The organism is Kaistella sp. SH40-3 (assembly GCF_030686865.1).
Classification (GTDB): Bacteria; Bacteroidota; Bacteroidia; order Flavobacteriales; family Weeksellaceae; genus Kaistella.
In genome coordinates this window covers 262,497-288,872 of sequence record NZ_JAQYUS010000003.1, presented here as the reverse complement: position 1 = coordinate 288,872, position 26,376 = coordinate 262,497, and the positions used below count along the sequence as shown (strand labels likewise).

Below are 26,376 nucleotides of genomic sequence, written 5' to 3'. Positions count from 1 at the left end.
CTTTTGTCTCTATTGCGGTAAAAAATAATTCTTAAACTTTGAAAAAGTGCATTTATCTCATCATCAACTCATCACCATGTAAAACCAACCTGGTTTCCAGATTATTGGTGAATAATCTGCCCGTACCCAAACCTTGAGGAATCTTCGGGTTTTTGGTAAAAGTATATTGCGCAATTGCATTTAAACCAACATTACTTTCAAGAGCCGAGGTAATCCACCATCCAATTCCTTTTTCTTCCGCGAATGAAATCCATTCATCTGTGCCCGAAAAACCTCCAACTAAAGAGGGTTTCAAAATAATGAACTGCGGTTTTATTTTTTCTAAAAGTTCTTTTTTATCCTCGAAATTCAGAACGCCAATTAATTCTTCGTCTAAAGCAATTGGTATTGGCGTGTTCTTGCAAAGTTCAGCCATTTCGGAAACGTTTCCCGCTTTAATGGGTTGTTCAATGGAATGAATGTCCAAATCTGCAAGTTCTTTTAAAACCACCTTCGCTTCTTCAAAACTAAAACCACCATTGGCGTCAACTCTTAATTCTAAATCTTCTTTTGAGAATTTTTGTCGAATTTTTTTTAAAATTTCTTTTTCTGATTTCCAATCTACACCAATTTTCAGTTTAATGCAACCGAATCCTTGTTCCAGTTTTTCTTCGATTTGCTGTTGCATAAATTCTGCAGTTCCCATCCAGATTAAACCATTGATTTTCAAAGAAGAATATCCTTCGGAAAAGTCGCTTGGGAAATAAAGATCTTCACCATTTTGGAGATTCAACATTGCCTGTTCATATCCAAACCAAATGGAAGGAAAATGAAGCAGTTCTTTCCGAAGTAGTTTTTTATTCGCGTTGATATTATCGCAAAGCCATTGCAGCATCTCTTCATATTCTGGAACGTCTTCAAAACTGAGTCCACGGAAAATTCCGCATTCGCCGATTCCTTTTTTATCACCTTCGGTAATTTCCAGAAAATAAGTTTCTTTACTAGTCAAAACACCACGCGAAGTTCCGCTCGGTTGTTTGAACTCTAAAAAGTATTGTTTAAAAGTAGCATTTTTCATAAAAAAAGTCAGAGCATGCTCTGACCGAATTTTGTTTATTTTTAATTTTATTTTGCAGCGGCTTCTCTCATGAACTCTTCCGCTTTTTCAACCATATCATAACTTCCGCAGAAGAATGGTACTCTTTGGTGTAATTCTGTAGGTTCAATTTCCATAATTCTTTGGAAACCGTTGGTGCATTTTCCACCTGCTTGTTCGGCTAAAAAGGCCATTGGATTACATTCGTATAAAAGTCGAAGTTTTCCGTTGGGTGATTGGGCAGTTGAAGGGTAAATATAGATACCACCTTTAATCATATTTCTATGAAAGTCAGAAACCAAACTTCCGATGTATCGGGAAGTGTAAGGTCGGTCACTTTCTTCTAACTGACAATATTTGATGTAATTTTTTACGCCTTGGGGAAATTTAATATAGTTTCCTTCATTGATGGAGTAGATTTTTCCAGTGCGAGAAAATTGCATGTTTGGGTGAGAAAGGTAGTAGGTTCCTAAACTCGGATCGAGTGTAAAACCATTTACTCCATTTCCTGTCGTAAATACAATCATGGTTGATGAACCATAAACCACGTATCCCGCTGCAATTTGATTCACTCCTTTTTGTAAAAAATCTTCCAAAACTACTGGAGTTCCAGGTTCAGAAACTCTTCTGTAAATCGAGAAAATTGTTCCTACAGAAACGTTTACATCAATGTTTGAAGAGCCGTCTAACGGATCAATTAAAACAACATATTTGCTCAAATGCGCATTAGAACTTGCCTTAATTTCGATAAAATCGTCGCTTTCTTCCGAAGCGATTCCGCAAACGACTTCTCTTTGAGATAAAGCTTCGATGAAAATTTCATTTGCCAGAACATCCAGTTTTTGTTGTTCTTCACCTTGAATGTTTTCATTACCGGCTTTTCCGATAATATTGGCGATGCCCGCTTTGTTAACTTGGCGGTTAACCATTTTTGAAGCCAAACGAATTGCACTTAATAAACGAGAGAGTTCACCAGTGGAATACATGAAATCTTCTTGTTTGTCGATGATGAATTCACCAAGAGTTTGGAACGACTGTTCTTGCATTATTTTACTTTTTCGGGTTGTTACAAATTTCGGAAAATTCTTTCAATTTAACAGCATTTTGTTATCAACAAATAGCACAAATAAACGATTCTTTATTTAAATATTGATTAATTTTCTGTTAATCAGAATCGAGTAGGGTTCTTTTCAGAACTATAATCTGAATGCAAGTTTTTTTTATTCGCATAGAATTAATAATTTTGACGGTTGGTATTTTTCACAGAGATGAATTCTGATCGAAATAGAGTATTGATGTTGAGTAATTTAGATGAAGGTTTTTAAGTTTGGAGGTGCCTCGGTTAAGGATGCACAAAGTGTGAAAAATGTAGCCCTGGTTTTAGAAACACAGGGTTTTGAGAGTTGTCTGCTCGTGGTTTCTGCTATGGGGAAAACTACCAATGCTTTAGAAAAAGTGGTGGAAAACTATTTTGCAAAACTTGATTACCAATCTGAAATTGAAAAGGTTAAGTTAAAGCATCTGGAAATCTCCCAAGATTTGTTTGCTGAAAATCACGCGGTTTTTGCAGAGATTTCTCTCTTTTTCAGTGATATCGAATCATTCTTAAGAAGAAATAAATCACCGAACTATAATTTCGTTTATGATCAGGTCGTAAGTTGTGGAGAACTGATTTCCTCTAAAATTTTGAGTGAATATTTAAATGATATTAACTTTAAAAATGTTTGGTGTGATTCCCGGGATTATATAAAAACCGACAGCAATTACCGAGAAGGGAATATTAATTGGGAAGAGACCGAACAGAATATGTCAGCGTTGAATCAGCACGACTGTTATGTTACTCAAGGATTTATAGGTTCTGATGATAATAACTTTACAGTAACTTTAGGTAGAGAAGGGTCTGATTATTCTGCTGCAATTTTCGCCTATTGTCTAAATGCTGAAGCCATGACCATTTGGAAAGATGTTCCTGGTGTAATGACAGGCGATCCCCGAAAATTCGAAAATGTCTCTCTTCTCGACCATATCTCCTATGAAGATGCGATTGAAATGGCGTATTACGGAGCGTCGGTAATTCACCCGAAAACCTTGCAGCCACTCAAACAAAAGAATATCCCTTTTTATGTAAAATCATTTTTAGAACCCAAGAACACAGGAACTAAAATAGGTGCACGTGAAGAAAGAAGTCAAAAAGAATCCTTTATATTAAAAGAAAATCAGCATTTAATGCGCATTGCGACACGGGATTTTTCTTTTATAGCAGAAGAGCATTTAAGTCAAATATTTTCCAGTTTAGCCAAATATAAAATCAAAATTTCATTGATGCAGAATTCTGCGATTTCCCTGGATCTTTGTTTAGAAGATATGTACGGAAGAATTACAGAACTTGAGCAAGAACTTCAACAACAGTTTAATACAGAGATTATAAAAAATGTATCTCTTTATACCATAAGAAATGCTAATTTAGAGCAGTTAAATAAATTTTATTTAAACAAAAATATACTGCTGGAGCAGATTGCTCAAAAAACGATACAAGTCGTAACTAATTAATTGCCAATGAGTCTTATTTCTAAAAGTGATTTAATAAAAGCATCGGGTTTAAGCAAACTTGGTTTTCTAAAGAATCCAACAGCGTCGGCGATTATGCGTTTGACCAAAATTGATGAAGTCAATAAATTATATGATATTCTAAAAGACAAAAAAGGCAAAGATTTCTTTGATTCTTTTGTGCGCGAACGCCATTTGAAATATGTGGTGTTTGAAGAAGACTTGGAAAGAATCCCGAAAACAGGCCCATTTATATTAGTTTCTAATCATCCGCTTGGTGCCATTGATGGAATTTTAATGACTAAAATTTTGTCTGAGATTCGTCCGGATTTTAAAATCATGGGAAATTTTTTATTAGAGAAAATAGAACCGATGAAACCGTATGTGATTTCGGTGAACCCTTTTGAAGGTAGAAAAGAACTTAAAAATAGTTCTTCTGGCATGCGCGAAACTTTAAAACATTTAGAGAATGGCGGTTGTGTCGGAATTTTTCCTGCAGGCGAAGTTTCTAACCGAAATAATGAATTTAGTGAAATCAAGGATAAGAAATGGGAAAGGCCAGCTTTAAAGTTAATCAAAATAGCAAAAGTTCCGGTAGTTCCAATGTATTTCCATGCTAAGAATAGCCGATTTTTTTATCAGGTCGCGAAACTTCATCCCGATTTGCAAACGCTCTTGCTTCCTGCTGAAATGATGCATAAGAGAGAAAAGCCAATACGTGTAAGACTGGGGAAACCGGTCTCTGTTAAAGTACTGGAAGATCACGATTCTGTAGAAGAAATGGGCGAGTTTCTACAAAAGAAAATTCATTTATTAAAATCTTATTACGAAAAAAGAAAATCGTTGGCCGATCGATTAAATATACCTAATCTACGGCTTAATTTCCCTTTGCTTAAAGAGGAAAATGTGGTTCAAAATATCATCGATGAAACGCCGCAGGAAGATTTGATCAGTGAAATAAACACTCTTTACAAATCAGATAAAATGCTTTTTCGTAATGGAAATTACGAAGTCTTTTTTGCGACGTATAACGAAATTCCGTCCATCATGCGAGAGATTGGGCGACAGCGGGAACTTACCTTTAGAAAGATTGGAGAAGGGAGCAATCTGCCTTTTGACCTCGATGAATACGATGAGCATTACCATCATTTATTTCTTTGGGATAATCAAACCAAGAAATTAGTTGGAGCATATCGCATGGCTTTGGGGTGTGAAGTGATGAAAAAATACGGAATAGAAGGGTTTTATACCAGTTCACTTTTTGAATTTGATCCAGAACTCCGACCGTTTTTCCGGAAAGTAATCGAAATGGGTAGAGCTTATATTTCTTCCGAATATCAACAGAAACCTTTGCCTCTTTTCCTTTTGTGGCGTGGGATTGTGCATGTTTGTTTACGGAATCCGGAACATAAATTCTTGATGGGAGGTGTTAGTATTTCAGATAAATTTTCAGAATTTTCAAAATCCCTGATGATTGAGTTTATGCGTTCTCATTACTACGATTCCGCTGTTGCGCAGTACATTCACCCGAAACATGAGTTTAAAGTGAAGTTAAAAGAACGCGATAAAAATTTATTTTTCGATGAAGTTGAATCTGATTTGAATAAGCTCGATAAGATTATCGACGATTTAGAACCAGAAATGCGTTTGCCAGTGCTTATTAAGAAGTATATTAAGCAGAATGCGAAAGTAATCTCATTCAATGTAGATCCCAGTTTTAATGATGCGATTGATGGATTAATGTATATCCGAATTAGCGAATTACCAGAAAGTACCATCAAGCCAGTTTTGGAAGAAATGAGTGAACAAATTCGCCGGGAAGAAAATAATGAGGTTGATAATCAATAGTATTGGTTTTTTTTAAGAAAAAATTTGGATTTCATTTGTATCATAAGGATAAAGTTGTTACTTTTGCACCACTCAATTAACGAAAGGTCTCTTAGCTCAGTTGGTAGAGCAATGGATTGAAAATCCATGTGTCCCTGGTTCGATTCCTGGAGAGACCACTTTTTAAAAAAGGTAAAGCGTTTAGTTTCAAAACTAAGCGCTTTTTTTATGTTCTTTTTGTACAGAAAATTCCCACAATACTCCCACATTGATTTGAAAATTTAGTAATCTGCAAGATTAATTTGATGTTTATTTTAAAGTTTCTGTAGAGTTTATTAATTTTAAGTTTAGTCCAATTTAAGACTTGTAATTTTTCATTTATGATTTATTTTCTAGTTCAAGTGGATTGTTCAACTCTTGCAAATCATCTTTGACGAAGAAAAAACGAATTAAGTTTATAAACCAATGATCTTTTTGCTTAATATTTGATGATATTATTTTTTAGCACAATTACTAACCTAAATTTTAATGCCATGATTGAAGCCAGTGAATATACCTTTGATTTCTGGAAAATGCTCTTTGGTGATTTTACCCTTACCATTTATTTCGAAATCGTCTTACGTGTCATCATTATTATGGGGTATACCATTTTTATGATTCGATGGATTGGTAAACGTGTCGTCGGTGGTTTGGGTAGTGCCGATGTTTTATTAATCGTAGCCATGGGAAGTGCCGTGGGTGATGCCATGTTTTATCCAGATATTCCGCTTTCAATTCCGATTACGGTAATTACTTTAATTGCGGCCTTTCAGAAATTATATGTTTATGTTGGAATTAAATATGAATCTGTTAGAAAAGTAACGGATCCAAAAGTAATGAAACTGGTAGAAAACGGTCAACTTTTAAAACACAATTTTACCGAAGACGATATTGATGAAAATGAAGTTTATATGCTTTTAAGACAGCAAGGAATAAAATTTTTATCAGAAGTTGAACATGCCTATTACGAGCAGTCTGGCGTTTTAAGCGTTTATAAATTTGAAAATCCTAATTTGAAAAATTCAATCTTACCCGAACATATTGAAGTTTTGCAGAAAAATGATTAAAAATAAATTTCTGTTCACAAGATTCATTTATCAAGTAATATTAATGAACAAGTAATTTCTAAAAGATCTTTGCTACTTCTTCATTATGAAATTTACTTCTCCTCTTTTTTTACGAAATTTGCCACATGATTTTAGAAAAAGAAATACAATTCATTCTCGCTTTAGATGCATTGAAGAGTGTGAACCGAAGAAACTTTAACCTCGATGATTCGCGCAGAGAAAATACGGCAGAACACAGTTGGCAAATTGTGGTTTTTGCCCAGATCCTTTTGCCTTATGCAAAACAGAAAGATAAGATCGATCTTTTAAGAGTGATTAGGATGCTTTCTATTCACGATGTAGTAGAAATAGAAGCAGGAGATACTTTTATTTTTGATGAAAGCGCAATGACCGGTAAATATGAACGAGAATTAGCTGCAGCAAAAAAGACTTTCGGTATTTTAGATGAACCTTTAAGTTCCGAATTTCTAAATCTTTGGATTGAGTTCGAAGCCGAAGAAACGCCCGACGCAATTTTTGCTTGCGCAGTGGATCGCATTATACCATTTTTATTAAATGTGTACGGTTCTGCTAAAAGTTGGACAGAAGCCGATGTCAATGTAAACCAAGTCGAAAATATAGTGGGTAAAGCCGTAAAAAGAGCGTCCGATGAAATGGGTGAAGCGTTTGATGTTTTGTTGAAGAAAGCTTTGGATGAAGGAAAGTTGGTTGAATAAAGCTTTTATAATAGAAATAAAAAATGCGAGATTATCAATAAATCTCGCATTGTTTTTTTTAAGTTTTCTGAAATTTAAAATCTAAAATCCATCATTTAAAGTTTCCTTAAATCCGCTCCAGTTCATCACCGCTAATCTGGGTTTTAAACGTTCCATAATTCACAGAAACTTTTCCATTCTTCTCAATTTTTTCAATCGTTCCGACACTTGTCGATCCAGGAATTCTAACACGTTGTCCAATTTTCATCCAAACGGCGCGTTCTTTTTGACGTTTGTCTTCCAGTTTTTCATTGGTTTCTACAATCTTTTCCTGAACATCAACTTTCTTTAATTGCTGCGTTATCTTGCGTTTTACAACTTGTAATCGTTTGGTTTCATCTTTATCAGAACCTAGTTTTCGGAATTTTTCCTGCTCCAGAATTTTCACGAAATCAGCAACCACTAATTTCCTCGATTTCCCTTTCACATAAGAATCGATGAAGGCTTCAATCTTATTCCCAAACTGTAATTTGCGGTGTTCGTCTTCGTAGAGTTTTTGAAAATTAAAGAGTTTTTGCTCCAGTTGATCATTCAGTTTTTCCAGATTCTCCTTTTTATTTTGAGTGGAATCTCTTTTTTCTGTTAAATCTGTTTTCAATTTTTCAACTTCAAATTTTTCCTGCTGTAATTTTACAATCGTTTTATCGAGGTTAATGATATCGTGTTCGACTTTCTTTTTCGCAGATTCAATAATGAATTTTGGAATTTTATTTTTCTCCGCAACTTCAAAAGTAAATGAACTTCCGGCTTGCCCTACTTCCAATTTATAAAGCGGTTCAAGCGAATTTTCATCAAAAAGCATCGCAGCATTTGTTGCATGCGGAAGTTGCTCAATGACTAATTTAATGTTGGTGTAATGCGTCGTTATAATCGAAAAACTTTTTTTATCGTAGAAAAACTCCAGGAAACTTTCGGCGAGAGCCCCACCCAATTCCGGATCAGAACCCGTTCCGAATTCATCGATGAGCAATAATGTTTTTGAATCGGCTTCCCGAATAATTTTTGACATTTTCTTCAATCGGGAAGAATAGGTCGAAAGATGATTTTCAATCGATTGATTGTCACCGATATCGGTCATTAATTTTTCAAAGAAAAACATTTCAGATTTCGGATGAACAGGAACCAAAATCCCACTCTGAATCATCAATTGCAGTAATCCAACTGTTTTTAAAGTAATTGATTTTCCACCCGCATTTGGTCCGGAAATACAGAGAATCCGATTCTGTTCAGTTAATGTTAAAGTTTGTGGAAATATCTTTTTCTTCTTTACTTGATTTCTAATCAGCAACAAAGGATGAAAAGCATTAAATAGTCGCAATGTTCTATGGCGATTGATTTTAGGTAAAATACCACCAATCTTTTCTGCGAATTTTGCTTTTGCTCTCGTGATATCTAAATCAAAAATATACTTTTGATAAGAATACAATTGAGGTTGAAATTCGGAGATTTCAAAGGTGAGTTTTCGAAGAATTTTATCAACTTCTTTCTTTTCCTCTTCAATATCTTCTCTTAATTTAAACTGATGTTTTACAACAGATTCCGGTTGAATGTAAGTAATGGAACCTGTTTTTGAAAGTCCTAAAACCCTTCCTGGAACACGCTTTTTATATCCCGATTTTACGGCCAAAACCCTTTGATCATCAACAATACTTTCTCGAATATCATCTAAATAATCAGTATTGGTAAGAGCAGTTAAGGCTCGGTTAAAATTCTCCTGAATCGCTTTTCTCGCGTGAGAAATATCATGTCTTAATGCTTTCAGAATGGGTGAAGAATCACTTTTTACTTCTCCAAAACGGTTGAATACTTTGTCGATTTTGTCAACGATTTCTTTTCGATATTCTAAATCTTTAACATCGTTATTCAGATGAATAAATAAATGTTCATGAACTGGATAAAATTTTTGAAGTCTCGCGATTTGCTCCGTCAAACTTTTTATTTTGAGGAAAGACGCATTGTCTAATCTGAAATTTTCAATCAACATGAGTTTTAACTCCTCGTCAATATCTTCAAATTCACTAAATGGAATTGCGTTATCACTTTCAAAACTCGATACATATTCAGCGACTTTCTTTAAGGAAAGTTCGGCTTCATCAATATCAAATGGACGAATTGCTGCAATTCGATCTGCGGTTTTTTTCGAAAAGGCAAAAGGGGAAATCTCCGCTAATAATTCGGGAAACTCAAGTTCGTTTAAATCTTCTTTTTGTATATGCACGCGCAAATTTAGTGAGTTAATTTGAGAATGAGATAATTTGAGTAGGAGTTATTTGAGAATGTGGCAGTTGGAATATGATTTTTATATTTTTTTAGTTCAAAGTAGATCTGCTGCTTTAAAATTATTCGCTCTGCATCTTTGCGTAAATCTTTGCGTCTTTGCGTGAAAAGAATCAAATTTCTATCTTTGAAAGATGAAGTTTTCTACGGAACGATTAATTTTAAGAACAATCACAGAATACGATGCCAGTGAGATTTTGAACATTAGAAGTAACGTTGAAATTAATCAATTCCTTCACCGTAATCCACCGAAACATTCTTTTGAAGCGTTAGAGTTTATTTTAAATATCAAAAGAAAATCAGCGAATAATGAAATCGTCTTTTTAGGAATTGCTCTTCAACATCATCCAAAATTATTAGGAACAATTTGCCTTTGGAATTTTTCAGAAGATCGAACTGTTGCTGAATTAGGTTACGAATTACTTCCAGAATATCACGGAAAAGGAATCATGTCGGAAGCGGTAAACTGTATTTTAACTTATGGTTTTAAAGTTTTAAATTTAAAAAAGATAGAAGCTTTCACCCATAAAAATAATTTGAATTCCATAAAATTACTTCAGAAATCAAAGTTTGCTTTAAATGAAAATCGCCGTGACGAAAAGTATCCGGAAAATCTTATTTTTGAATTAAACACTATTTAAATAATCAAACCATTACGATGACTTGCACTGAAATTCTTTCGCCGATAAAAAACACAGAATACTTCAAAAACCTTTGGCAAAAAGTAGAAGAGGAATATTCTACCGAAAAATGTTTTCCACCAAAAGGACAGATTTTTCGTGCGTTGGATTTAACGCCTTTTGAAAATGTAAAAGTGGTGATTATTGGTCAGGATCCTTATCATAACGATGATCAGGCAAATGGATTGTGTTTTTCTGTTTCTGAAAAAGTAAAATCGCCTCCTTCTTTAAAAAATATTTTTAAGGAATTAAAAGATGATTTAGGAATCGAAAGATCCCGAAAAGAGTTGGATGATTGGGCAGAGCAAGGTGTTTTACTTTTAAACGCAACCTTAACTGTGAAAGCACATTCACCAAATTCTCATAAAGATTTAGGATGGGAGAAATTCACCGATTTCATTATTAAAGAAATTTCAGATAAAAAAGAAAATGTAGTCTTTGTTTTATGGGGAGCTTTTGCACAAAAAAAAGTCTCGCTGATTGACGAGACAAAACATTTTATAATTAAATCGGCACATCCATCGCCGTTTTCTGTTTATCGTGGATTTTACGGAAGCAGACCTTTTTCTCAGATTAATGATTATTTAAAATCAAAAAATAAAGAAACTATTTCGTGGTAACTCCGCCGCGTTGTGTTGAAGGATTTTCTTCAGTTGCTTTTTCAAATCGAAGACCAATTTTATAACTTCCCTGAAGATCTTTAAATCCTTTTCCAGAAGTTGTTTCTGGACTTACTTCAACCAATGAAATCGTGTAGCCGTTGAAGTTCTGTTTGGTAAAGTATCCTCTGTTTGCGTCGTTCATGGTACTGAACTGTAAAACCATCGGTCTGGTAGAAACTCCCATGAACTCTACTTCTGCCGTGGCATTTCCTGCCCAGACACATTGCACGTCTTTTGGGCAACGGCTGTCTTCAATCATTTTTTTGAAAGTGACATTCATTTTATATTCCTTTAAATATAAGTTTTGACCCTCTTTTAAATAGATAATTTCTTTTTGAGGAGAAGTTGGAGTTGTTTCCCCCGTTGTATTTTCGTTTGAATTTGCGGAGTTTGCTGTATTTTGATTTTGACAGTTTGCCAAAGAAAAAATAGTCATTGCACTTATTAGCAGTCTGTAAATCATGATTTTATTTTTTAAAACATATCGATTAAAACTACCAAAAACATTGCCAACCCGACTATGAAATTAAATCCTGTGCCATAGAGAAATCCTATAAGAGCACCTTTAGTAGAATTCCAAGCTTTCTTTTTGTCGGACGCGTCGTGCAATAATTCACCAATGAAAACGCCTAGAAACATTCCTATTAGAAATCCAAAAGGAACTGGAATAAGAAATAATCCTACCAATGTTCCAACAACTGATCCGACACTTCCCCAGCGCGTTCCGCCATATTTGCGATTGGTTCTGGCTGGAATGACATAATTTAAAATGGTAGACAAAATAGTTAGGCCTACAAAAATCCAAATGAATACCATTGATAAAGGCGCATCTGTTCCGAATTTATAAATAAGTAAGCCTGCTAAACTTAATAATAAGCCAGGTAAAATAGGGAGGAAAGTTCCTAAAATACCGACAACCAATAATATTATACTAACGATTTGAATTAAAGTAGTGTCCATACCAACTAAATTTTGTTAAATGTACTTATTAATCTGCTAAAGACAAACAGAATTCTTATTTTTGCTGAGATGAATAAAGATATCAATGATACTAAAGATTTCCTGCAGAATATAAGCGATTATATTCACGTTTTCGTTCGGCAAAATTTTCCAGACGGTTGGGTTTTACTCCTTCAGATTTTATTTAAGTTTATATTTTTTATTGGGATTATCTATGTTGTAGATTTTCTTTTTAGGTTGTTGATCAATACGGTTTTTAGATTATTTTTTGACCGAGAGAAATATCCTATTTTAAAGTCAGTTTATGCTGCAAAAATAACCAACTCTATTTCCCATTTAATGGCGCTGTTTGTCGGGAGTTTTTCTTTGGAATCTTTTTTCTATCGTCATCCGAAAAGTTATGATTTTTTGGAACGCTTAATTGCTTTATTATTGGTCATCGTAGTTGCGAAAATGCTGTTCCGTGGTTTAACCGCAATCAGAAGTTATTTTGTAATTAAACAAGATTATTACAAGATTATCGCATTAAATGCAGTTTCTCAAACCTTGAAAATTTTTGGAATCTTCATTACTTCAGTAGTGGCGATTTGTGTGATTTTTGGAATTAGTGGTTCTGCCATTGTGGGAAGTTTAGGAGCAATTACTGCAGTTATCGTTTTGGTTTTTCGGGATACGATTTTGGGTTTTGTTACCGGAATTCACGTGGCTACTTCAAAAAACTTGAAAGTCGGTGACTGGATTGGAATTCCGAAATATAACTTAGAAGGAACGATCATCGATTTAAATCTGTTGACCACGAAAATTCAGAATTTTGATAAAACAATCTCTACCATTCCAACGTACGATTTCTTGACTACTGAAATAAAAAACCTTCAGGTAATGTCGGAAAGTAATACCCGACGGATTAAAAAATCAATTGTCTTTAATATTAATTCCTTTAAATTTTTAAATTTAGAAGAAGTAGATCGTTTGTCTAAAATTAATTTGATAACAGATTATCTTCAAAAAAAGAAAGACGAAATTATTAAAGAAAGATTGACCATTGAAAATTCAGAACTCGTAATTAATGGACGACAATTAACGAATATTGGTGTTTTTAGAAAATATACTTATAATTATCTTAAAGCAAGTGAGCATATCGATCAGAGTGGAACTTTGATCGTGAGACAACTGGAAAACACGCCACAGGGCATGCCTTTAGAAATTTACTGCTTCACCAACGATTCTGCGTGGGCCAATTATGAAGTGATTATGGCAGATATTTTTGATCATCTTTTGGTAGCGTCCAAAGAATTTGATTTAGAAATTATGCAGTTTAATAAAATATAATACAATGACAAAACTTAGTGTAAATATTAATAAAATTGCAACCATCAGAAATGCAAGAGGTGGCGAAATACCAAGTGTAACCGAAGCGGCGATTAAGTTGCAGGAATTTGGTGCGCAGGGAATTACCATTCATCCAAGACCTGATCAAAGACATATTACCAGAAAAGATGTTTATGATTTAAAACCTTTGGTTCACACCGAATTTAATATTGAAGGAAATCCACATCGTGCTTTTATCGATATGGTTTTAGAAGTGAAACCCGAGCAAGTGACGCTGGTCCCAGATGGTGAAGACGCAATTACATCTAACGCTGGTTGGGATTGTGAATATAATTTGGAGTTTTTAAAATTGGTAATTGCTGAATTTAAAAATGCCGGAATTCGAACTTCTATTTTCTTGGATCCAAATCCAGAAATGGTAAAATATGCCAAAGAAACCGGTGCTGATAGAATTGAATTGTACACCGAAGCCTACGCAACTAATTATTCGAAAAATAAAGAAGAAGCGATTAAACCTTACATCGAAACCGCTTTAGAAGCAGAGAAATATGGACTAGGGGTTAATGCCGGACATGATTTAAGTTTAGAAAATTTGAAATATTTTGCAGATCAGATTCCAAACCTTTTAGAAGTTTCTATTGGTCACGCTTTAATTTCTGAGGCATTATATATGGGACTTGAAAATACGGTGCAAGCGTATCTGAAACGTTTGGCAAAATGGTAAAATAATAGGAGCGGGCTTTAGCCCGTTTTTCTGTATTTAATATTTATAGGCTTTAGCCGAAATTTATGTTAATTTTGAACTTTAATTATTATTGATGGAAATTCTACACTCAAAAATTTACGGAGAAGACAAATCAGGAACGCCACTTTTGGTATTCCATGGATTATTCGGAATGCTCGATAACTGGGGAAGTTTTGGTAAAGAAATGGGCGAGTTTCTTCCGGTTCATTTGATTGATTTAAGAAATCACGGAAAAAGTTTTCATTCACCAGAAATGTCACATGATGATTTAGCACACGATATTTTGCATTATATGGAATTTCACAATTTGCAGAAAATCAATTTGTTGGGTCATTCATTAGGTGGAAAAGCTGTGATGCAATTTGCTATTAAATATCCGATTAAAGTAGAAAAATTAATCGTAGTTGATATTGCTCCAAAAGCGTATCCGCCGCATCATCAGGGGATTATAAAGGCGTTAGAAAGTGTTGATTTCGAAAAAGTAACTTCCCGACAAGAAGTTGAAGAGATTCTACATCAATATATTCCCGAGAAATCCGTCATTCAGTTTTTGGCAAAAAACCTTTATTGGACTGATGATAAAAAACTGAATTGGCGTTTTAACTTAAAAACCCTTTCAGAAAAATATTCACAATTTGTTTCAAATGCAATTAAATTCGGAGTATTCTCAGGAGAAACTTTATTTGTCTCTGGTGCCAAATCAAATTATATTTTGCCTCAGGATGAGTTTCAGATCAAACAGCAATTTCCTAATTCTTCAGTCGTTACCATCAAAAATGCCGGACATTGGGTGCAAGCAGAAAATCCTACCGACTTCAATGAAGTGGTGAAAGAGTTCCTTTCTGAACACAGAGTTTAATATATGTTTATTTTAATTAGTGCAACACTCAAAGTTTCCAATTTCATGTCTTCAAATTTCCCCGGTAAATTATGGTATTAGTCACAGGCGCAACCGGAATTCTCGGCAGAGTCATCGTTTTAGAATTACTGAAACGAGGGAAATCGGTGCGTGCAACCAAACGACCTTCCAGTAACTTAGATGAGGTTCGGGAATCTTTTCGGTTTTATACTGATCAACCAGAAGTGTTTTTTAATAAAATTGAATGGATTGATGTGGATTTTGAAGATATCGATTCCCTTCAAAATGCTTTGGATCAAGTTAAAGAAGTTTATCACTGTGCTGGGAAAGTGAGTTTTCATACGAGTGATAGGCTAACAATGTATCGAACGAATATTGATGGAACACGTCAACTTCTTTTTGCTTGTGAAAACTCTTCAGTAAAGAAATTTTGTTTTGTGAGTTCAACGGCAGTTTTAGATGGCGTTAATGAAAATTTTGAAGTAGATGAAGATTCTAACTATAATCCCAAAGTAGCACATTCCTCGTATTCGAAATCCAAACATTTTTCAGAAATGGAAGTTTGGCGTGCTTCTGCGGAAGGTCTCAATACCGTCATCATTAATCCCGGAGTAATTATCGGTAGTGGAAACTGGCAATCGAGCAGCGGTGAAATGTTTGATGCTTTCGACAAATATCCTTACGCAATGAGCGGAAGTACGGCGTATGTAGACGTACGGGATGTTTCGAAAATCGCAATTTCATTAATGGAGAAAAATGTTTTTGGAGAACGATATATCATCATTTCTGAAAATAAAAAAACACTGGATGTTGCTAATTTCGTTCGTCAAAAACTCGGAAAATCGAGAGCAAAGGTTCTTTCGAAAGCCTTTTTGAAATTGGGTTACGCTTCAAATATACTTTTGGGTTGGCTGATTCCAAAACTCAAAATAATGAATAAAGTCAATTTAGAAACCGTAACTTCACGTAACATGGTTTCTAATCAAAAAATTAAGAAAAAACTCGATTTTCAATTTATTTCTGTTTTTGAAAGCCTCGATTTCCATTTAAAAAATTATATCTCTGATAAAAAATAATTATGAACGTTGCTGAATTTTTAAATATAAATACTGCAAAATTTCCCATGAAACCTGCAATTGGTTTTAAGAAAAAGGAAAAGTGGACAGAAATCAACTGGTCAGATTTTCGCCGTTTGGTTTTTAAAACTGCCAATGCACTTCGCGAAGCCGGAATTTCTGAAGATGATAAAGTAGCGATTTATTCTGATAATTCGGCAGAATGGATCATTACCGATTTGGCCATTTTGTCTTTAGGTGCGGTAACTGTTCCGATTTATTCAACGAATAATGAAGAGCAATCAGAATATATTTTAAATGAATCTGAATGTAAAATGATACTGGTCGGAAATCAAGAACAGTACGACGCAGCTTTCAATATTCTAAAAAAGAATCAGGTTTTAACACAAATTATCGTTGCTAAAAAATCGATTTGGATCAAAAAAGAACACAGCCAATATCTGGAGGATTTTATTAAAGATGCAGCAGAAACTTTTGATATTGTTCCGAAAGAAGATAACGATTTAGCAACCATTATTTATACTTCGGGCACCACTGGTGTTCCAAAGGGAGTTATGATCGCCCACGGGAATTTCCATAAATCTGTGGAAGCCCATTTCGAGTTTTTTAAATTTAAAAACTTCGAGCAGGAAACTTCACTGGCATTTTTACCTTTAAGCCATATCTTCGAAAGATCCTGGACTTTACTTGCGCTTTATGGTGGCGCAAAAGTTTACTTCTTAGAAAACACAAAACTCATCGCTAGCGCTTTAGCCGAAGTTAAACCTACGGTAATGTGTGCTGTGCCAAGGTTTTATCAGAAAATTTACGCTGGAGTTAATGAAATGGCTCGTAACAGTTCGAACTCAAAAAAGAAAATTTTTGATTGGGCGATCAAAACAGGAAGTGAAGTTGCAGAATTGAGGAGACTGAATAAAGAAATTCCATTTACATTAAACCTGAAAAATAAAATTGCGGGCATGATGGTCTTTAATAAGATCAAGCGAAAGATGGGCGGCAAACTTTGGTTTATGCCTTGTGGTGGCGCTTCTGTATCGGCTGAGGTGACCCAGTTTTTTGAAGCATTAGGCATTCATATTACCGTTGGTTATGGCTTAACGGAAACTACGGCGACTTTAACTTGTTTTCCATTTCACAATTTTAAACACGGTTCAGCGGGAATTCCTTTAGGCGATACTCAAATTAAAATTGGTGAAAATGACGAGATTCTCGCCAAAGGAAGCTCTATTATGAAAGGATATTATAAAAAACCTGTAGAAACTGCCGAAGTTTTCACCGAAGATGGTTGGTTTAGAACAGGAGATGCCGGAAAATTTGACGAGGCTGGAAATTTATTTATTACCGATCGAATCAAAGATTTAATGAAAACTTCCAATGGTAAATATATTACGCCGCAACCCATAGAAAATCTTCTTTCAAATAATAATTACATTAATCAGGCAATGATTGTGGCAGAAGGGAAACCCTATGTTACAGCGTTGATAATTCCAAACTTTGAGGCGTTACAGGAATTGGTTTCAAAGATGGATATTCCTTTTACCAACTGGTCGGATATTGTAAATTTGGAAAGCATTAAAGAATTTTATCGGGAAAAAATGGATGAAATTCAGAAAGGACTTTCCGGTTTGGAAAAGGTGAAAAAATTTACTTTAATGCCGGCAGAATTTGAAATAGGAAGTGGCGAAATTACTCCAACTTTGAAAGTGAAGCGAAATGTAGTTTTGCAGAAATATGCTGAAGTAGTAGATAAAATGTACAATTCTTAAAATACATTTAAAAAAAATAGTCTTTGTTAAAGTAAATTAGAAAATAGAATATGAACGAATTTTCGGAAAATAAAAACTTCGATATCTCTAATCAGAAAGTTACAGAATCTTGTCCGTCGAATATTGCCTTGATTAAATATTGGGGAAAATATGAGAATCAGATTCCAGCGAATCCCAGCATTAGTTATACTTTGAATCTGTGTAAAACCAATACGGAAATGGAATTTATTGCCGATGAGGAATTTTCTGTACAGACTTTTTTAGCTGGAAAAGAAGAGTTGAAATTTGCTGAAAAAATCGAGAAATACTTTAGAAATATTGAAAAATATTTGCCTTGGATTTTAAAAGGGAAGTATATTATTAAAACTGAAAACACTTTTCCTCACAGTTCGGGTATTGCGAGTTCAGCATCTGGTTTTGGAGCCATTGCAAAATGTCTCATGGATTTAGATCGAATATTTTCCGGACAAATTGATGCGGATTTTTCTTTAAAGAAAGCCAGTTTTTTAGCCCGTTTAGGAAGCGGAAGTGCGTGCAGGAGTCTGTATGACGGAATGGTTGTTTGGGGGGAAACTAAAAAAGTTACTGGAAGTTCAGATTTATTTGCAGTGCGGTATCCGAATGAGGATGTTCATAATGTTTTCCGAAATTTTAATGATTGGGTTTTACTGATTCATGAAGGTGAGAAATCAGTAAGTTCTACTGTTGGTCACGGTCTTATGAATACCAATCCTTACGCAGAAAGAAGATTTCAGGAAGCGCATGAGAACTTTGCACTTTTGAAAGACATCTTGAAAAATGGTGATATGACTGCTTTTATTCGATTGGTTGAACATGAAGCATTAACACTTCACGCAATGATGATGATGAGCGAACCTGCATTCATTTTAATGAAAACCGGAACTTTGGCCGTCATCAACAAGATCTGGGACTTCAGAAAAGAAACCAATCTTCCTTTATTCTTTACTTTAGATGCCGGAGCAAATGTTCATTTACTTTTCCCCAGCGATAAAGATGAATCTAAAATTCAGGAGTTCATTATCAAAGAATTAGTACAACATACCCAGAATAATGGTATTGTAAAAGATGTGATGAGGTTTTAAGAGACGCCAATTTAGTCGGATAAATCTTCAATAGAAAATTAAAAAAAAGGTTTTTCCACTTTGGGTTACTTCTTCTTTAAAGATGACTTTTGAGGTTTTGCTATTTTAAGAATTTTTTATTTCAATTCTTAAGATGCACTTATTTTTTAACCGAAAGTCTACTCATGGTATGCATCACCAAAACAACGATAATTCCTAAAATTCCTGCTGACATAGAAAAAATGAATTTGGAATTTTCTTCATCCCAAAATCCTAAATCCCATTCTATAACATAAAGGTTAATGGCAATAAATACGATGAAAAGTACTAAGAATATTTTATAGAAGCGTTGCATTTTTTTGATAATTAAAATTTAACATACGTTGAAAAAAGTTGAGCGAAATTAGCTGTAAACAACTTGATTGAAATGGCAAGAAGGATAATTCCAAAAACTTTCTGAAGAACCTGTAATGTTCCATCTCCTAATTTTTGTTCTAACCAGTTCGCTGATTTCAGCACCAAATATACGAAAATTGTGTTGATGATAATTCCCGCAATAATATTTATATCATGATATTCGGCACGTAAAGAAAGAGTAGTAGTCAAGGTTCCCGCACCCGCAATCAGTGGAAATGCAATCGGCACGATTGAAGCTGATTTAGATTCTGTATTCTTCTGAATTTCAATGCCTAAAATCATTTCTAAAGCAATCACAAAAATTACAAATGCCCCGGCAATCGCAAATGAATTCACGTCAACACCGATTAGTTTAAGAATTTTATTTCCAATAAAAAGAAATGCGATCATCAAAATTCCCGCAACAATTGCAGCACGTTCGGCTTCTATTTTACCAAACTTCTTTTTTAACCCAACGATAATTGGTACTGAACCGATAATATCGATTACAGCGAAGAGAATCATCGAGGAGGTTAGGGTTTCTTTTAAAGAGAAAAATTCAAACATTATTTGTGTTTATTAATTTCGCAAAAATATAAAAAATAAAGCATTATTTGTTAATCTCAGAATATAAAGTTTGAATGCTGTTGTAGAGGTCATCCATCTGATCATCTGAATGAAATGGGGCGTATTTTTCTATTTGAATTTGTTCACAAAGTACTCTGTATTGTTCCAATACTTGCCGACCTTTATTTTGTTCTAAAAATGTTCTGAAATCAGCTTCTGTATTTGCGTAATGATGTTCTTTGGTCAGACGATTCAGTTCATCGTATGCCATAAAGAAATTTGTGAAATCTTTATTATCTTTTAAAATCTTTAAATATTCGATACTTTCTTCGAAATGATTGCTTAAATTTTTTCTGATGACTTCTTCAGTCTCTGCAATTGTGGTCGTGCTTTTTGAAATTAGAACAGGTTTTAATGATTTCTTCTTTTCTCTGCGTTGGAGTACAAAAAGAAAAAGCATAATCGATGAAGCCAGCAATGTTAGATTTCCGGCAACCACTTTCCAGTTAATTTTTTCTTTATCTTTTATTTTGAAATTGGTAGTTTGCAATACAGGGGTATTTACCGTTTCCAAAACCGTATTGGTATAATCATTAACCCTTTCTAAAGTTGTTTTTGCGTCCGCTATCTGTGCGGGTGTTTTTACATTAATCATCAATTCTTTGGAACCTAAATCAATGTATTTTTTTTGCTCGGGATCAAAGAAAGAGAAATCTTCAAACTTGATGGTGACCGGTCCAGATTTTTTTGGAACCACCACATATTCTGCGATCCTGGAACCAGTAAGTCCGTTCTTTTTTGCGACTGTTTGTGCTGTGATCTTCGGTTCAAAGAAAATATAGTCGGGCGAATTCAATATTTTTGGTAGATGTAAACTTGCTAAATTTCCAGAACCTGTCACCTTTAAAATAATATTTAAAGGTTTATTAATTTCGGGGATTTCTTCACTACGAAGATGTAGCAAATCAATGTTGAATTGCCCCACCGCGTTTTTGAAATGCTGTGGCATTCCGACCGGAAGTTTTTTGACATTCAAATGTACTTTGTTGGATGATATTTTATTTGCTTTTGCAGCACTTGTAAACGTTGCAGAAATTGGGTTGATTTCAACAGTTCCCGTTTCTGAAGGAAAAATCATGAAAACTCCAATGATTTGAGAAGCTAGGCCAGACTTAGATTCAATCTCGGATTTTGCAAAACTTACTGGTTTAATGTTCGCATTTCTCTGCTGCGGAAAATGTATTTTTCCAACTTTACGGAAATTGTCGTAGTTGCGACTGTAAGCACGTAAAATTGCAATTGTTGGTTCGTTTTTATAAACCACTTTATCCTCAATTTCTAAATTCAGATAAATGTCATTTCGGTCGGAAAAATCTGCGACGGAATTTACTTTTTCATTATCTCGAATGTTGATGTCAAAAGGTTCTGTTTTATAAATCTTGCCGTTTACTGTAACCAAAGCAGATCCGATTTTAATTCGGCCTGTCTGTTTAGGAGCCAAAACAATTTGATAAATAAGTTGATTAATGACATCCCCTTTTTTCGCATCCAGTATAATCGTATTCCTTTCTGATGCAGTTCCTATAATATCGAACTTAGAAAAATCCGGCATTTGTAGCGGAGTTTGCTGCTCCATATTTTCTCCACTGATTTCTAAAAGTACGGTTAAAGTAAATCGCTGATTAACTTTTTGGTCTTTCACATTAGACATTTCTAAGGTAACCTGCCCGTAAGTAAATACTGCAGAAATTAGAATTAATATGTAAGACAGTTGTTTTTTCATCACCAATCCTTTTCGTTGCTTTCGGGCATCGAATAGGAATTTTTGTTGAGAATTCGCTTAGCGGTTTCTCGTTCTTTATTACCAACCCGGTCTAGAATTGCGTTCTGTAAATCTTTGGGCAATTCGTTCGGATTATTGTTTTTATTTTTGTTGGGATCATCACCATCACCTTTTCCTTTGTTCTGTTCCCCGCTTCCGGCTTCTTTCTGTGGTTGATCTCCTTTGTCTTGACCTTTATCTTTTTCTTTATTCTGTTCGTCGCCGTTGCCACCACCAGAATTATCTTTCTGCTTTTTCTGTTCTTCCTTTTCTTTTTCTTTCAACATGGCAATCTCATAATTCTTACGAATGCTTTCATTGTAAGGATCTTGCTTTAATGCCTGTTTGTAAAGTTCTGCTGCTTTCTTAGAATCCTGCTGCTGCATATAGGTATTTCCTAAATTATACAGCGCAGCGCTTTTATCGGGAAGATTAGTTGATCGTTTTTCGGCTTTTTCAAATTCTGCTTTTGCCTCATCAAACATTTTTCTTTTGTAAAGTGAATTACCAAGATTATAGTGCGCCATAAACTCTTTATCATTGAGTTGTATGGCTTCCATATATTTTGAAGAAGAGGATTCGTAATTTTCTTTGTCGAATTTTTGGTTTCCTTTGAAGACTAAAGTCTTATAATTTTCCTGAGCAGAAAAAAAGGTAAAGCCAATCGCTAAAAAAAACGCCGCAAAAAATAATTTTATATTCATTACTGCAAAATTATTCCTTTATATGTTAAAGTCTATGGATGAATTTGTTAAATTTCGGTTAAAGTCAGGCGAATGTATTGGTTTTGAATCAAATATTGAAGTCTCGCTTGGGATTTAATAGAAAAATAAGAAGAAATAAAAAGATAGAAACTCCCAGAAAATACTGGTAATAGTGAATCGCATTATTTGATTTTACGATACTTTCGGAGGAAGTTGCACTTTTTCTCAATGCATCAATGATTTGATTGGTCGCATCATCTAAATTATTTCCATCAACATACGTTCCTTCCGTTTCGCTGGCGATATTTTGTAGAGCCATATTTTCTCTTTTCGAAATTACGGTTTGTCCTTGCAGATCTGTTTTGTAACCCATCAACTGACCAAAGACATATTCAGGAATTGGTGCACCTTCTTCGGAGCCAATTCCAACTGTAGTAACTGAAATCCCTTCTTTTTTGGCTAGTTTAATGGCTGATTTCTCATTTCCTTCATTATCTTCCCCATCACTTAGCAAGATTACTTTTCGCGCACCTTTTGGAATATTTTTAAACTTATCTGCCGTAGTTTGCATTCCTTTTAAAAAATCTGTTCCCTGCGTTTTTACAATATTAGTTTCTACGCCACCAAGGTAAATTTCTACTGCAGAAAAATCTGTTGTTAAAGGCATGATCGAAGTTGCTTCACCTGCAAAAACAACGATTCCAACTTTGTCATTCTTCATTTTATTCATCGTGCTGATGATGATGTTCTTAGCTTCGTCTAATCGGTTTGGCGCAACATCCTGAGCATTCATAGAATTGGAAACATCGAGTAGAAAAATCACGTTGTTCATTTTCTGTTTTGATTTTACTTCTTCGGAACCGCTTAATATATCAACAATTGATAAAATTAAAAATAGGGTTGCCAACAAATAAAGAAGCGGTAAAACTTTTGAAAAGCCTGATTTTTTCTCAAATAATTCGGCTTGAAATCGCTCTTCTGCAAAGATGTTTTTTCTTTGGTTTTTCCATTTGAGGTAACGGACAATAATGATTCCAAGTAGCGGCAAAAGCAGCAACAAAAGTAAATACCAGTTATTTCCTAAAGTCCAGTTCATTATTTATAATAGTTCATTATTTTAAAGTTGCCTTTTCGAAAGATAAAATGCCTGAAATTCTAGCCCCGATCGAAGTGAAAATCTTTTTGCGTAGTCTGTTTTTAAAACGATATTTTCTGAAAAAAGATTGTAACGAAGAGCGGGACTGCTTTTGTAACGATCTAAAATTGTGTTGCTCCTAAAAATACGCATTCCTTTTTTAACTTAAAAACTTATAGAAAACCCAACGCAACAGCGCATCAAAAAATAAAACGCCCAAAGCAATCCAGAGGAAATATCTGAAATATTCCTGATAATTATAGAGTTTGGTCGATTTAAGTTCTGTCTTTTCAAGTTGGTTAATTTCGTTATATACGTTTTCTAAACTTTGGTTGGTAGTGGCTCGAAAGTATTTACCGCCCGTAGTTTGCGCAATCTCACGCAGTACAGGTTCATCTATTTGAACTTCTGATTCGGTGAAAACGAGGTCACCAGCATAATCAACTGCAGTCGGCATTAATGCGTATCCGTTGGTTCCGATCCCAATTGTGTATACTTTGATTCCACTGCTTCGCGCTAATTCTGCGCCAACTTGTGAAGGCATTGCGTTTGCGATGGTGTTTACGCCATCAGTCATTAAAATAATGATTTTAGATTTTGCTTTGCTGTTCACAAGATGCGAAACTGCGACGGAAAGTCCTTCTCCGATTGCTGTTCCCTGAATCAATTCCATGGTATTGAGATTGTCTAATTCATCGATAACCACAGCGTGATCAGATGTTATGGGAACTTTGGTAAATGCCTCTCCAGCGTAAGTCACTAGACCGATTCTGTCGCCAGGTCGGCTGTTGACGAAATTTTTTGCGATTTTTTGGAGGGCGGTTAAACGGTCTGGTTCTAAATCTTTTGCCAACATACTGAGTGAAACATCTACGGAGAGCATGATGTCTATTCCTTTGCTGTCATCTTGATCTTGGGAAATGGTAAACGTTCGCGGTCTTGCCATTGCGATGATTAAACAGGAAAGGATGATGTATTTTGAAATTTTCAGCAGAAATAAAACGAAGAGAATCGATTTGTTCTCTTCCATATTTTGGGTGGAAGGAACGGTGATTCCAGAACGTTTTTTCTTGCGTAAATCCCGAGTAATCAATGGAATGAAAACTGCAAATAGCAATAAAAACCACGGACTGTATAATTCGAAATTTAAAAAATCTAAAGTCTTCATTTACACTCCGGTTCTTAATTGTTCTATTTCCAAATCTTTGGAAGAACGTTTTACGAAAGTTTTCATCTGCTCGAAATCGTCTTGCATATTTTGTTGATCCGGGAATACTTTTGCGAATTTCACGAGATCTCCTCTTAAGAAAATATCTTCTATAATTTTTTCATTGTCTGGAGAAATGGTGTTGTTTAGTTTTATTACATCAATTAAATCGTCGGTGAGTAAAACGTTTGCCGGGATTTTATATTGTTTGGTAATAAAGTTTCGCGTAATATCTAAAAGTTCAACATAAAACATACGGTAGTTTCCGTCTTCGATGTAGTTTTTCTTTTTTAGTTTTTCCAGTTCTTTTAATGTCTGATTCGTCATTATGACTGGATCCGACTTTTTACGTCTTCCATATTTAATGAGTTGATAAATGAGGAAGATTACCGCCAGTACAATCAGAACTCCTAAAATATACCACTTATACATTTGCCAGTAATCCTGAACGCCAAGATCTACTTGTTTGTTTTTCATAATATCATTAATCTCATCGCCTTTTTGAGCGGTGTTAATGACTTCGATATCATAAGGAATTGTTTTCAGAAGTTTTCCATTGATTCTAAAATCGAGCGCTGGAATGGTAAATTTACCTTCTTCGAAAACCGCGAATTCAATGATTCGATCATAAGTATCCATCTGCTTATTGATGCTGTCTTTTATTTCCTCGAAGTGGAAGGGAAGCAATTCATTTTTAGGCGCAGATAAAACATCTTTGCTCTGTAAATCTGAAATATGAATGTGTAAAATTCCTGGTTCGCCCAAAGCCAAAGTCTGCTTGTCGATTTTGGAACTTAAGGTTTGCGAAAATGCAAATGCACTAAGGAATAAAAATAGTATAAATTGTATTCTTTTCAAAATTTATCTTTTTCTAAAATATTGATACAAAAATTTCGCGTAATCTTCACCTGTATTTATATTGATAAAGCCAGCCGAGGAACTTTCGAAATCTTCGGTGACGTGTTTTACTTTTTGATTCTGTTGTTCGGCAAACTGGTAGCGCCATCTTGCGTTGCTCGTATTTGCCCAAATTTGTTTTCCGGTTTCTGCATCCGTAAAGAGCGCGTAACCGACATCTGGAATTTCGTTGTCTTTTTGGTCAAAAACTCTCAGTCCTAATAATTGATGTTTTCTGGCGGCGATTCTCACCATTTTCAAATCGTATGAATCTTCAAAATCAGAAAACATAAAAATCAGCGATTTTTTTTTGAAAACCGTCATCATATATTCTAAAGCTTTATTGATGTTCGTCTCTCCTGGAACATAATCTGCAGTTAAGATATTGCTGAGAATTGCTAAAATATGCTTTCTTCCTTTTTGAGGTGGGATTACTTTATAGACCTTATCTGCAAACAAAATTAAACCAACTTTATCATTATTTCCGGCGGCAGAAAACCCTAAACTTGCCGCGATTTCGGCGACGAATTCTCGCTTTAACTGGGTTTGAGTTCCATAATTCATTGAAGCAGAAATATCAACCAACAGCATCATCGTTAATTCGCGTTCTTCTTCCATTACTTTTACAAATGGTTCGCGGAAGCGCGCAGTTTTATTCCAGTCGATGCGGCGGATTTCATCCCCAAACTGATACGGGCGAACTTCAGAGAAAGTCATTCCCTGACCTTTGAAAGCGCTGTGATATTGACCCATCAAAGTTGCTTCCGACTTTTTCTTAGTCCGAATCTCAATTTGTTTTACTTTTTTGATGATGTCTTTAATTTGCATGTCTTTCAGTGTATAAAGGTTTCAATTTAGCAATGAAACAATTTTCAAAAACCAATGATTTATAACCGTAATAT

Annotated in this window: 25 protein-coding genes and 1 tRNA gene; 13 read left to right on the top strand and 13 right to left on the bottom strand. The window is 34.7% G+C overall.

Going from position 1 to position 26,376, the window contains the following annotated elements; translation table 11 throughout:
- Positions 1-52 precede the first annotated feature (52 nt).
- Both PUH65_RS07230 and fbp read right to left on the bottom strand, forming a co-directional pair.
- Entirely contained in the window at positions 53-1,057 is a 1,005-nt protein-coding gene (locus PUH65_RS07230) for an o-succinylbenzoate synthase (RefSeq protein WP_305519208.1), read from the bottom strand.
- Positions 1,058-1,104: 47 nt separating this feature from the next.
- The gene (fbp, locus tag PUH65_RS07225) at positions 1,105-2,121 is read right to left on the bottom strand and encodes a class 1 fructose-bisphosphatase (protein WP_305519207.1); all 1,017 of its coding nucleotides are present in this window, start codon (positions 2,119-2,121) and stop codon (positions 1,105-1,107) included.
- A 265-nt stretch (positions 2,122-2,386) separates the two neighbouring features.
- On the opposite strand from fbp, the gene PUH65_RS07220 reads away from it, so the two are divergent.
- The 5 genes from PUH65_RS07220 to PUH65_RS07200 all read left to right on the top strand — a co-directional run bounded on the left by PUH65_RS07220 (position 2,387) and on the right by PUH65_RS07200 (position 7,271).
- Positions 2,387-3,625 (top strand): aspartate kinase, encoded by a 1,239-nt coding sequence (locus tag PUH65_RS07220; protein ID WP_305519206.1) that lies wholly within the window; start codon positions 2,387-2,389, stop codon positions 3,623-3,625.
- A 6-nt stretch (positions 3,626-3,631) separates the two neighbouring features.
- The gene (locus PUH65_RS07215) at positions 3,632-5,470 is read left to right on the top strand and encodes a lysophospholipid acyltransferase family protein (RefSeq protein WP_305519205.1); all 1,839 of its coding nucleotides are present in this window, start codon (positions 3,632-3,634) and stop codon (positions 5,468-5,470) included.
- An 85-nt stretch (positions 5,471-5,555) separates the two neighbouring features.
- Positions 5,556-5,628, top strand: a tRNA-Phe gene (locus PUH65_RS07210).
- A 354-nt stretch (positions 5,629-5,982) separates the two neighbouring features.
- Entirely contained in the window at positions 5,983-6,555 is a 573-nt protein-coding gene (locus PUH65_RS07205) for a DUF421 domain-containing protein (protein WP_305519204.1), read from the top strand.
- Between the two features lie 125 nt (positions 6,556-6,680).
- Positions 6,681-7,271 (top strand): HD family hydrolase, encoded by a 591-nt coding sequence (locus PUH65_RS07200; RefSeq protein WP_305519203.1) that lies wholly within the window; start codon positions 6,681-6,683, stop codon positions 7,269-7,271.
- 106 nt (positions 7,272-7,377) lie between these two features.
- Here PUH65_RS07200 and PUH65_RS07195 read toward each other — a convergent pair whose 3' ends face one another.
- Complete coding sequence (locus PUH65_RS07195; protein ID WP_305519202.1) at positions 7,378-9,528, bottom strand: DNA mismatch repair protein MutS; 2,151 nt, start codon at positions 9,526-9,528, stop codon at positions 7,378-7,380.
- Between the two features lie 193 nt (positions 9,529-9,721).
- Between PUH65_RS07195 and PUH65_RS07190 the strand changes: the two genes are divergently transcribed.
- Both PUH65_RS07190 and PUH65_RS07185 read left to right on the top strand, forming a co-directional pair.
- Positions 9,722-10,228: a GNAT family N-acetyltransferase gene (locus PUH65_RS07190; RefSeq protein WP_305519201.1), complete on the top strand. Its 507-nt coding sequence runs from the start codon at positions 9,722-9,724 to the stop codon at positions 10,226-10,228.
- A 17-nt stretch (positions 10,229-10,245) separates the two neighbouring features.
- The gene (locus PUH65_RS07185) at positions 10,246-10,887 is read left to right on the top strand and encodes a uracil-DNA glycosylase (protein WP_305519200.1); all 642 of its coding nucleotides are present in this window, start codon (positions 10,246-10,248) and stop codon (positions 10,885-10,887) included.
- Here PUH65_RS07185 and PUH65_RS07180 read toward each other — a convergent pair.
- Together PUH65_RS07180 and PUH65_RS07175 are read right to left on the bottom strand one after the other, a co-directional pair.
- Positions 10,874-11,392, bottom strand: a complete 519-nt coding sequence (locus PUH65_RS07180; RefSeq protein ID WP_305519199.1) for a hypothetical protein — start codon at positions 11,390-11,392, stop codon at positions 10,874-10,876. The genes PUH65_RS07185 and PUH65_RS07180 overlap by 14 nt on opposite strands.
- 11 nt (positions 11,393-11,403) lie before the next feature.
- Complete coding sequence (locus PUH65_RS07175; RefSeq protein ID WP_305519198.1) at positions 11,404-11,889, bottom strand: DUF456 domain-containing protein; 486 nt, start codon at positions 11,887-11,889, stop codon at positions 11,404-11,406.
- A gap of 69 nt (positions 11,890-11,958) precedes the next feature.
- Here PUH65_RS07175 and PUH65_RS07170 point away from each other — a divergent pair, with 69 nt between their 5' ends.
- The 6 genes from PUH65_RS07170 (at position 11,959) to PUH65_RS07145 (ending at position 18,767) form a co-directional block, all read left to right on the top strand.
- Complete coding sequence (locus PUH65_RS07170; protein ID WP_305519197.1) at positions 11,959-13,218, top strand: mechanosensitive ion channel family protein; 1,260 nt, start codon at positions 11,959-11,961, stop codon at positions 13,216-13,218.
- A gap of 4 nt (positions 13,219-13,222) precedes the next feature.
- On the top strand, positions 13,223-13,942 hold the full coding sequence (locus PUH65_RS07165; protein WP_305519196.1) for a pyridoxine 5'-phosphate synthase: 720 nt from the start codon (positions 13,223-13,225) through the stop codon (positions 13,940-13,942).
- Positions 13,943-14,036: 94 nt separating this feature from the next.
- A complete protein-coding gene (locus PUH65_RS07160; RefSeq protein WP_305519195.1) occupies positions 14,037-14,822 on the top strand; it encodes an alpha/beta fold hydrolase in 786 nt (261 codons plus the stop codon).
- Between the two features lie 71 nt (positions 14,823-14,893).
- The gene (locus PUH65_RS07155) at positions 14,894-15,898 is read left to right on the top strand and encodes an NAD-dependent epimerase/dehydratase family protein (protein WP_305519193.1); all 1,005 of its coding nucleotides are present in this window, start codon (positions 14,894-14,896) and stop codon (positions 15,896-15,898) included.
- 2 nt (positions 15,899-15,900) lie between these two features.
- Positions 15,901-17,664, top strand: coding sequence for a long-chain fatty acid--CoA ligase (locus tag PUH65_RS07150; RefSeq protein WP_305519191.1), 1,764 nt, complete (start codon positions 15,901-15,903; stop codon positions 17,662-17,664).
- A gap of 50 nt (positions 17,665-17,714) precedes the next feature.
- Complete coding sequence (locus tag PUH65_RS07145) at positions 17,715-18,767, top strand: diphosphomevalonate/mevalonate 3,5-bisphosphate decarboxylase family protein (protein WP_305519189.1); 1,053 nt, start codon at positions 17,715-17,717, stop codon at positions 18,765-18,767.
- Between the two features lie 139 nt (positions 18,768-18,906).
- On the opposite strand, the gene PUH65_RS07140 is transcribed toward PUH65_RS07145, so the two are convergent.
- The 8 genes from PUH65_RS07140 to PUH65_RS07105 all read right to left on the bottom strand — a co-directional run bounded on the left by PUH65_RS07140 (position 18,907) and on the right by PUH65_RS07105 (position 26,302).
- Entirely contained in the window at positions 18,907-19,101 is a 195-nt protein-coding gene (locus PUH65_RS07140; RefSeq protein WP_305519187.1) for a hypothetical protein, read from the bottom strand.
- Positions 19,102-19,112: 11 nt separating this feature from the next.
- Complete coding sequence (locus tag PUH65_RS07135) at positions 19,113-19,709, bottom strand: MarC family protein (protein WP_305519185.1); 597 nt, start codon at positions 19,707-19,709, stop codon at positions 19,113-19,115.
- Positions 19,710-19,752: 43 nt separating this feature from the next.
- Positions 19,753-21,492 carry a BatD family protein gene (locus PUH65_RS07130; RefSeq protein ID WP_305519184.1) on the bottom strand — a complete coding sequence of 580 codons (1,740 nt, stop codon included), beginning with the start codon at positions 21,490-21,492 and terminating at the stop codon, positions 19,753-19,755.
- Positions 21,492-22,235, bottom strand: coding sequence for a tetratricopeptide repeat protein (locus tag PUH65_RS07125; protein ID WP_305519183.1), 744 nt, complete (start codon positions 22,233-22,235; stop codon positions 21,492-21,494). Before PUH65_RS07125 ends, PUH65_RS07130 begins: the two co-directional genes overlap by 1 nt.
- 88 nt (positions 22,236-22,323) lie before the next feature.
- Entirely contained in the window at positions 22,324-23,331 is a 1,008-nt protein-coding gene (locus tag PUH65_RS07120; protein WP_305519182.1) for a VWA domain-containing protein, read from the bottom strand.
- 199 nt (positions 23,332-23,530) lie between these two features.
- A complete protein-coding gene (locus PUH65_RS07115) occupies positions 23,531-24,538 on the bottom strand; it encodes a VWA domain-containing protein (RefSeq protein WP_305519181.1) in 1,008 nt (335 codons plus the stop codon).
- Positions 24,539-25,435, bottom strand: a complete 897-nt coding sequence (locus PUH65_RS07110; RefSeq protein ID WP_305519180.1) for a BatD family protein — start codon at positions 25,433-25,435, stop codon at positions 24,539-24,541.
- A gap of 3 nt (positions 25,436-25,438) precedes the next feature.
- Entirely contained in the window at positions 25,439-26,302 is an 864-nt protein-coding gene (locus PUH65_RS07105) for a DUF58 domain-containing protein (protein ID WP_305519179.1), read from the bottom strand.
- Positions 26,303-26,376 lie beyond the last annotated feature (74 nt).

Bases quoted from the DNA above. Each gene is read 5' to 3' on its own strand.
- PUH65_RS07230 (WP_305519208.1), bottom strand. From the start codon at position 1,057: ATGAAAAATGCTACTTTTAAACAATACTTTTTAGAGTTCAAACAACCG.
- fbp (WP_305519207.1), bottom strand. From the start codon at position 2,121: ATGCAAGAACAGTCGTTCCAAACTCTTGGTGAATTCATCATCGACAAA.
- PUH65_RS07220 (WP_305519206.1), top strand. From the start codon at position 2,387: ATGAAGGTTTTTAAGTTTGGAGGTGCCTCGGTTAAGGATGCACAAAGT.
- PUH65_RS07215 (WP_305519205.1), top strand. From the start codon at position 3,632: ATGAGTCTTATTTCTAAAAGTGATTTAATAAAAGCATCGGGTTTAAGC.
- PUH65_RS07205 (WP_305519204.1), top strand. From the start codon at position 5,983: ATGATTGAAGCCAGTGAATATACCTTTGATTTCTGGAAAATGCTCTTT.
- PUH65_RS07200 (WP_305519203.1), top strand. From the start codon at position 6,681: ATGATTTTAGAAAAAGAAATACAATTCATTCTCGCTTTAGATGCATTG.
- PUH65_RS07190 (WP_305519201.1), top strand. From the start codon at position 9,722: ATGAAGTTTTCTACGGAACGATTAATTTTAAGAACAATCACAGAATAC.
- PUH65_RS07185 (WP_305519200.1), top strand. From the start codon at position 10,246: ATGACTTGCACTGAAATTCTTTCGCCGATAAAAAACACAGAATACTTC.
- PUH65_RS07180 (WP_305519199.1), bottom strand. From the start codon at position 11,392: ATGATTTACAGACTGCTAATAAGTGCAATGACTATTTTTTCTTTGGCA.
- PUH65_RS07175 (WP_305519198.1), bottom strand. From the start codon at position 11,889: ATGGACACTACTTTAATTCAAATCGTTAGTATAATATTATTGGTTGTC.
- PUH65_RS07170 (WP_305519197.1), top strand. From the start codon at position 11,959: ATGAATAAAGATATCAATGATACTAAAGATTTCCTGCAGAATATAAGC.
- PUH65_RS07165 (WP_305519196.1), top strand. From the start codon at position 13,223: ATGACAAAACTTAGTGTAAATATTAATAAAATTGCAACCATCAGAAAT.
- PUH65_RS07160 (WP_305519195.1), top strand. From the start codon at position 14,037: ATGGAAATTCTACACTCAAAAATTTACGGAGAAGACAAATCAGGAACG.
- PUH65_RS07155 (WP_305519193.1), top strand. From the start codon at position 14,894: ATGGTATTAGTCACAGGCGCAACCGGAATTCTCGGCAGAGTCATCGTT.
- PUH65_RS07150 (WP_305519191.1), top strand. From the start codon at position 15,901: ATGAACGTTGCTGAATTTTTAAATATAAATACTGCAAAATTTCCCATG.
- PUH65_RS07145 (WP_305519189.1), top strand. From the start codon at position 17,715: ATGAACGAATTTTCGGAAAATAAAAACTTCGATATCTCTAATCAGAAA.
- PUH65_RS07140 (WP_305519187.1), bottom strand. From the start codon at position 19,101: ATGCAACGCTTCTATAAAATATTCTTAGTACTTTTCATCGTATTTATT.
- PUH65_RS07135 (WP_305519185.1), bottom strand. From the start codon at position 19,709: ATGTTTGAATTTTTCTCTTTAAAAGAAACCCTAACCTCCTCGATGATT.
- PUH65_RS07130 (WP_305519184.1), bottom strand. From the start codon at position 21,492: ATGAAAAAACAACTGTCTTACATATTAATTCTAATTTCTGCAGTATTT.
- PUH65_RS07125 (WP_305519183.1), bottom strand. From the start codon at position 22,235: ATGAATATAAAATTATTTTTTGCGGCGTTTTTTTTAGCGATTGGCTTT.
- PUH65_RS07120 (WP_305519182.1), bottom strand. From the start codon at position 23,331: ATGAACTGGACTTTAGGAAATAACTGGTATTTACTTTTGTTGCTGCTT.
- PUH65_RS07115 (WP_305519181.1), bottom strand. From the start codon at position 24,538: ATGAAGACTTTAGATTTTTTAAATTTCGAATTATACAGTCCGTGGTTT.
- PUH65_RS07105 (WP_305519179.1), bottom strand. From the start codon at position 26,302: ATGCAAATTAAAGACATCATCAAAAAAGTAAAACAAATTGAGATTCGG.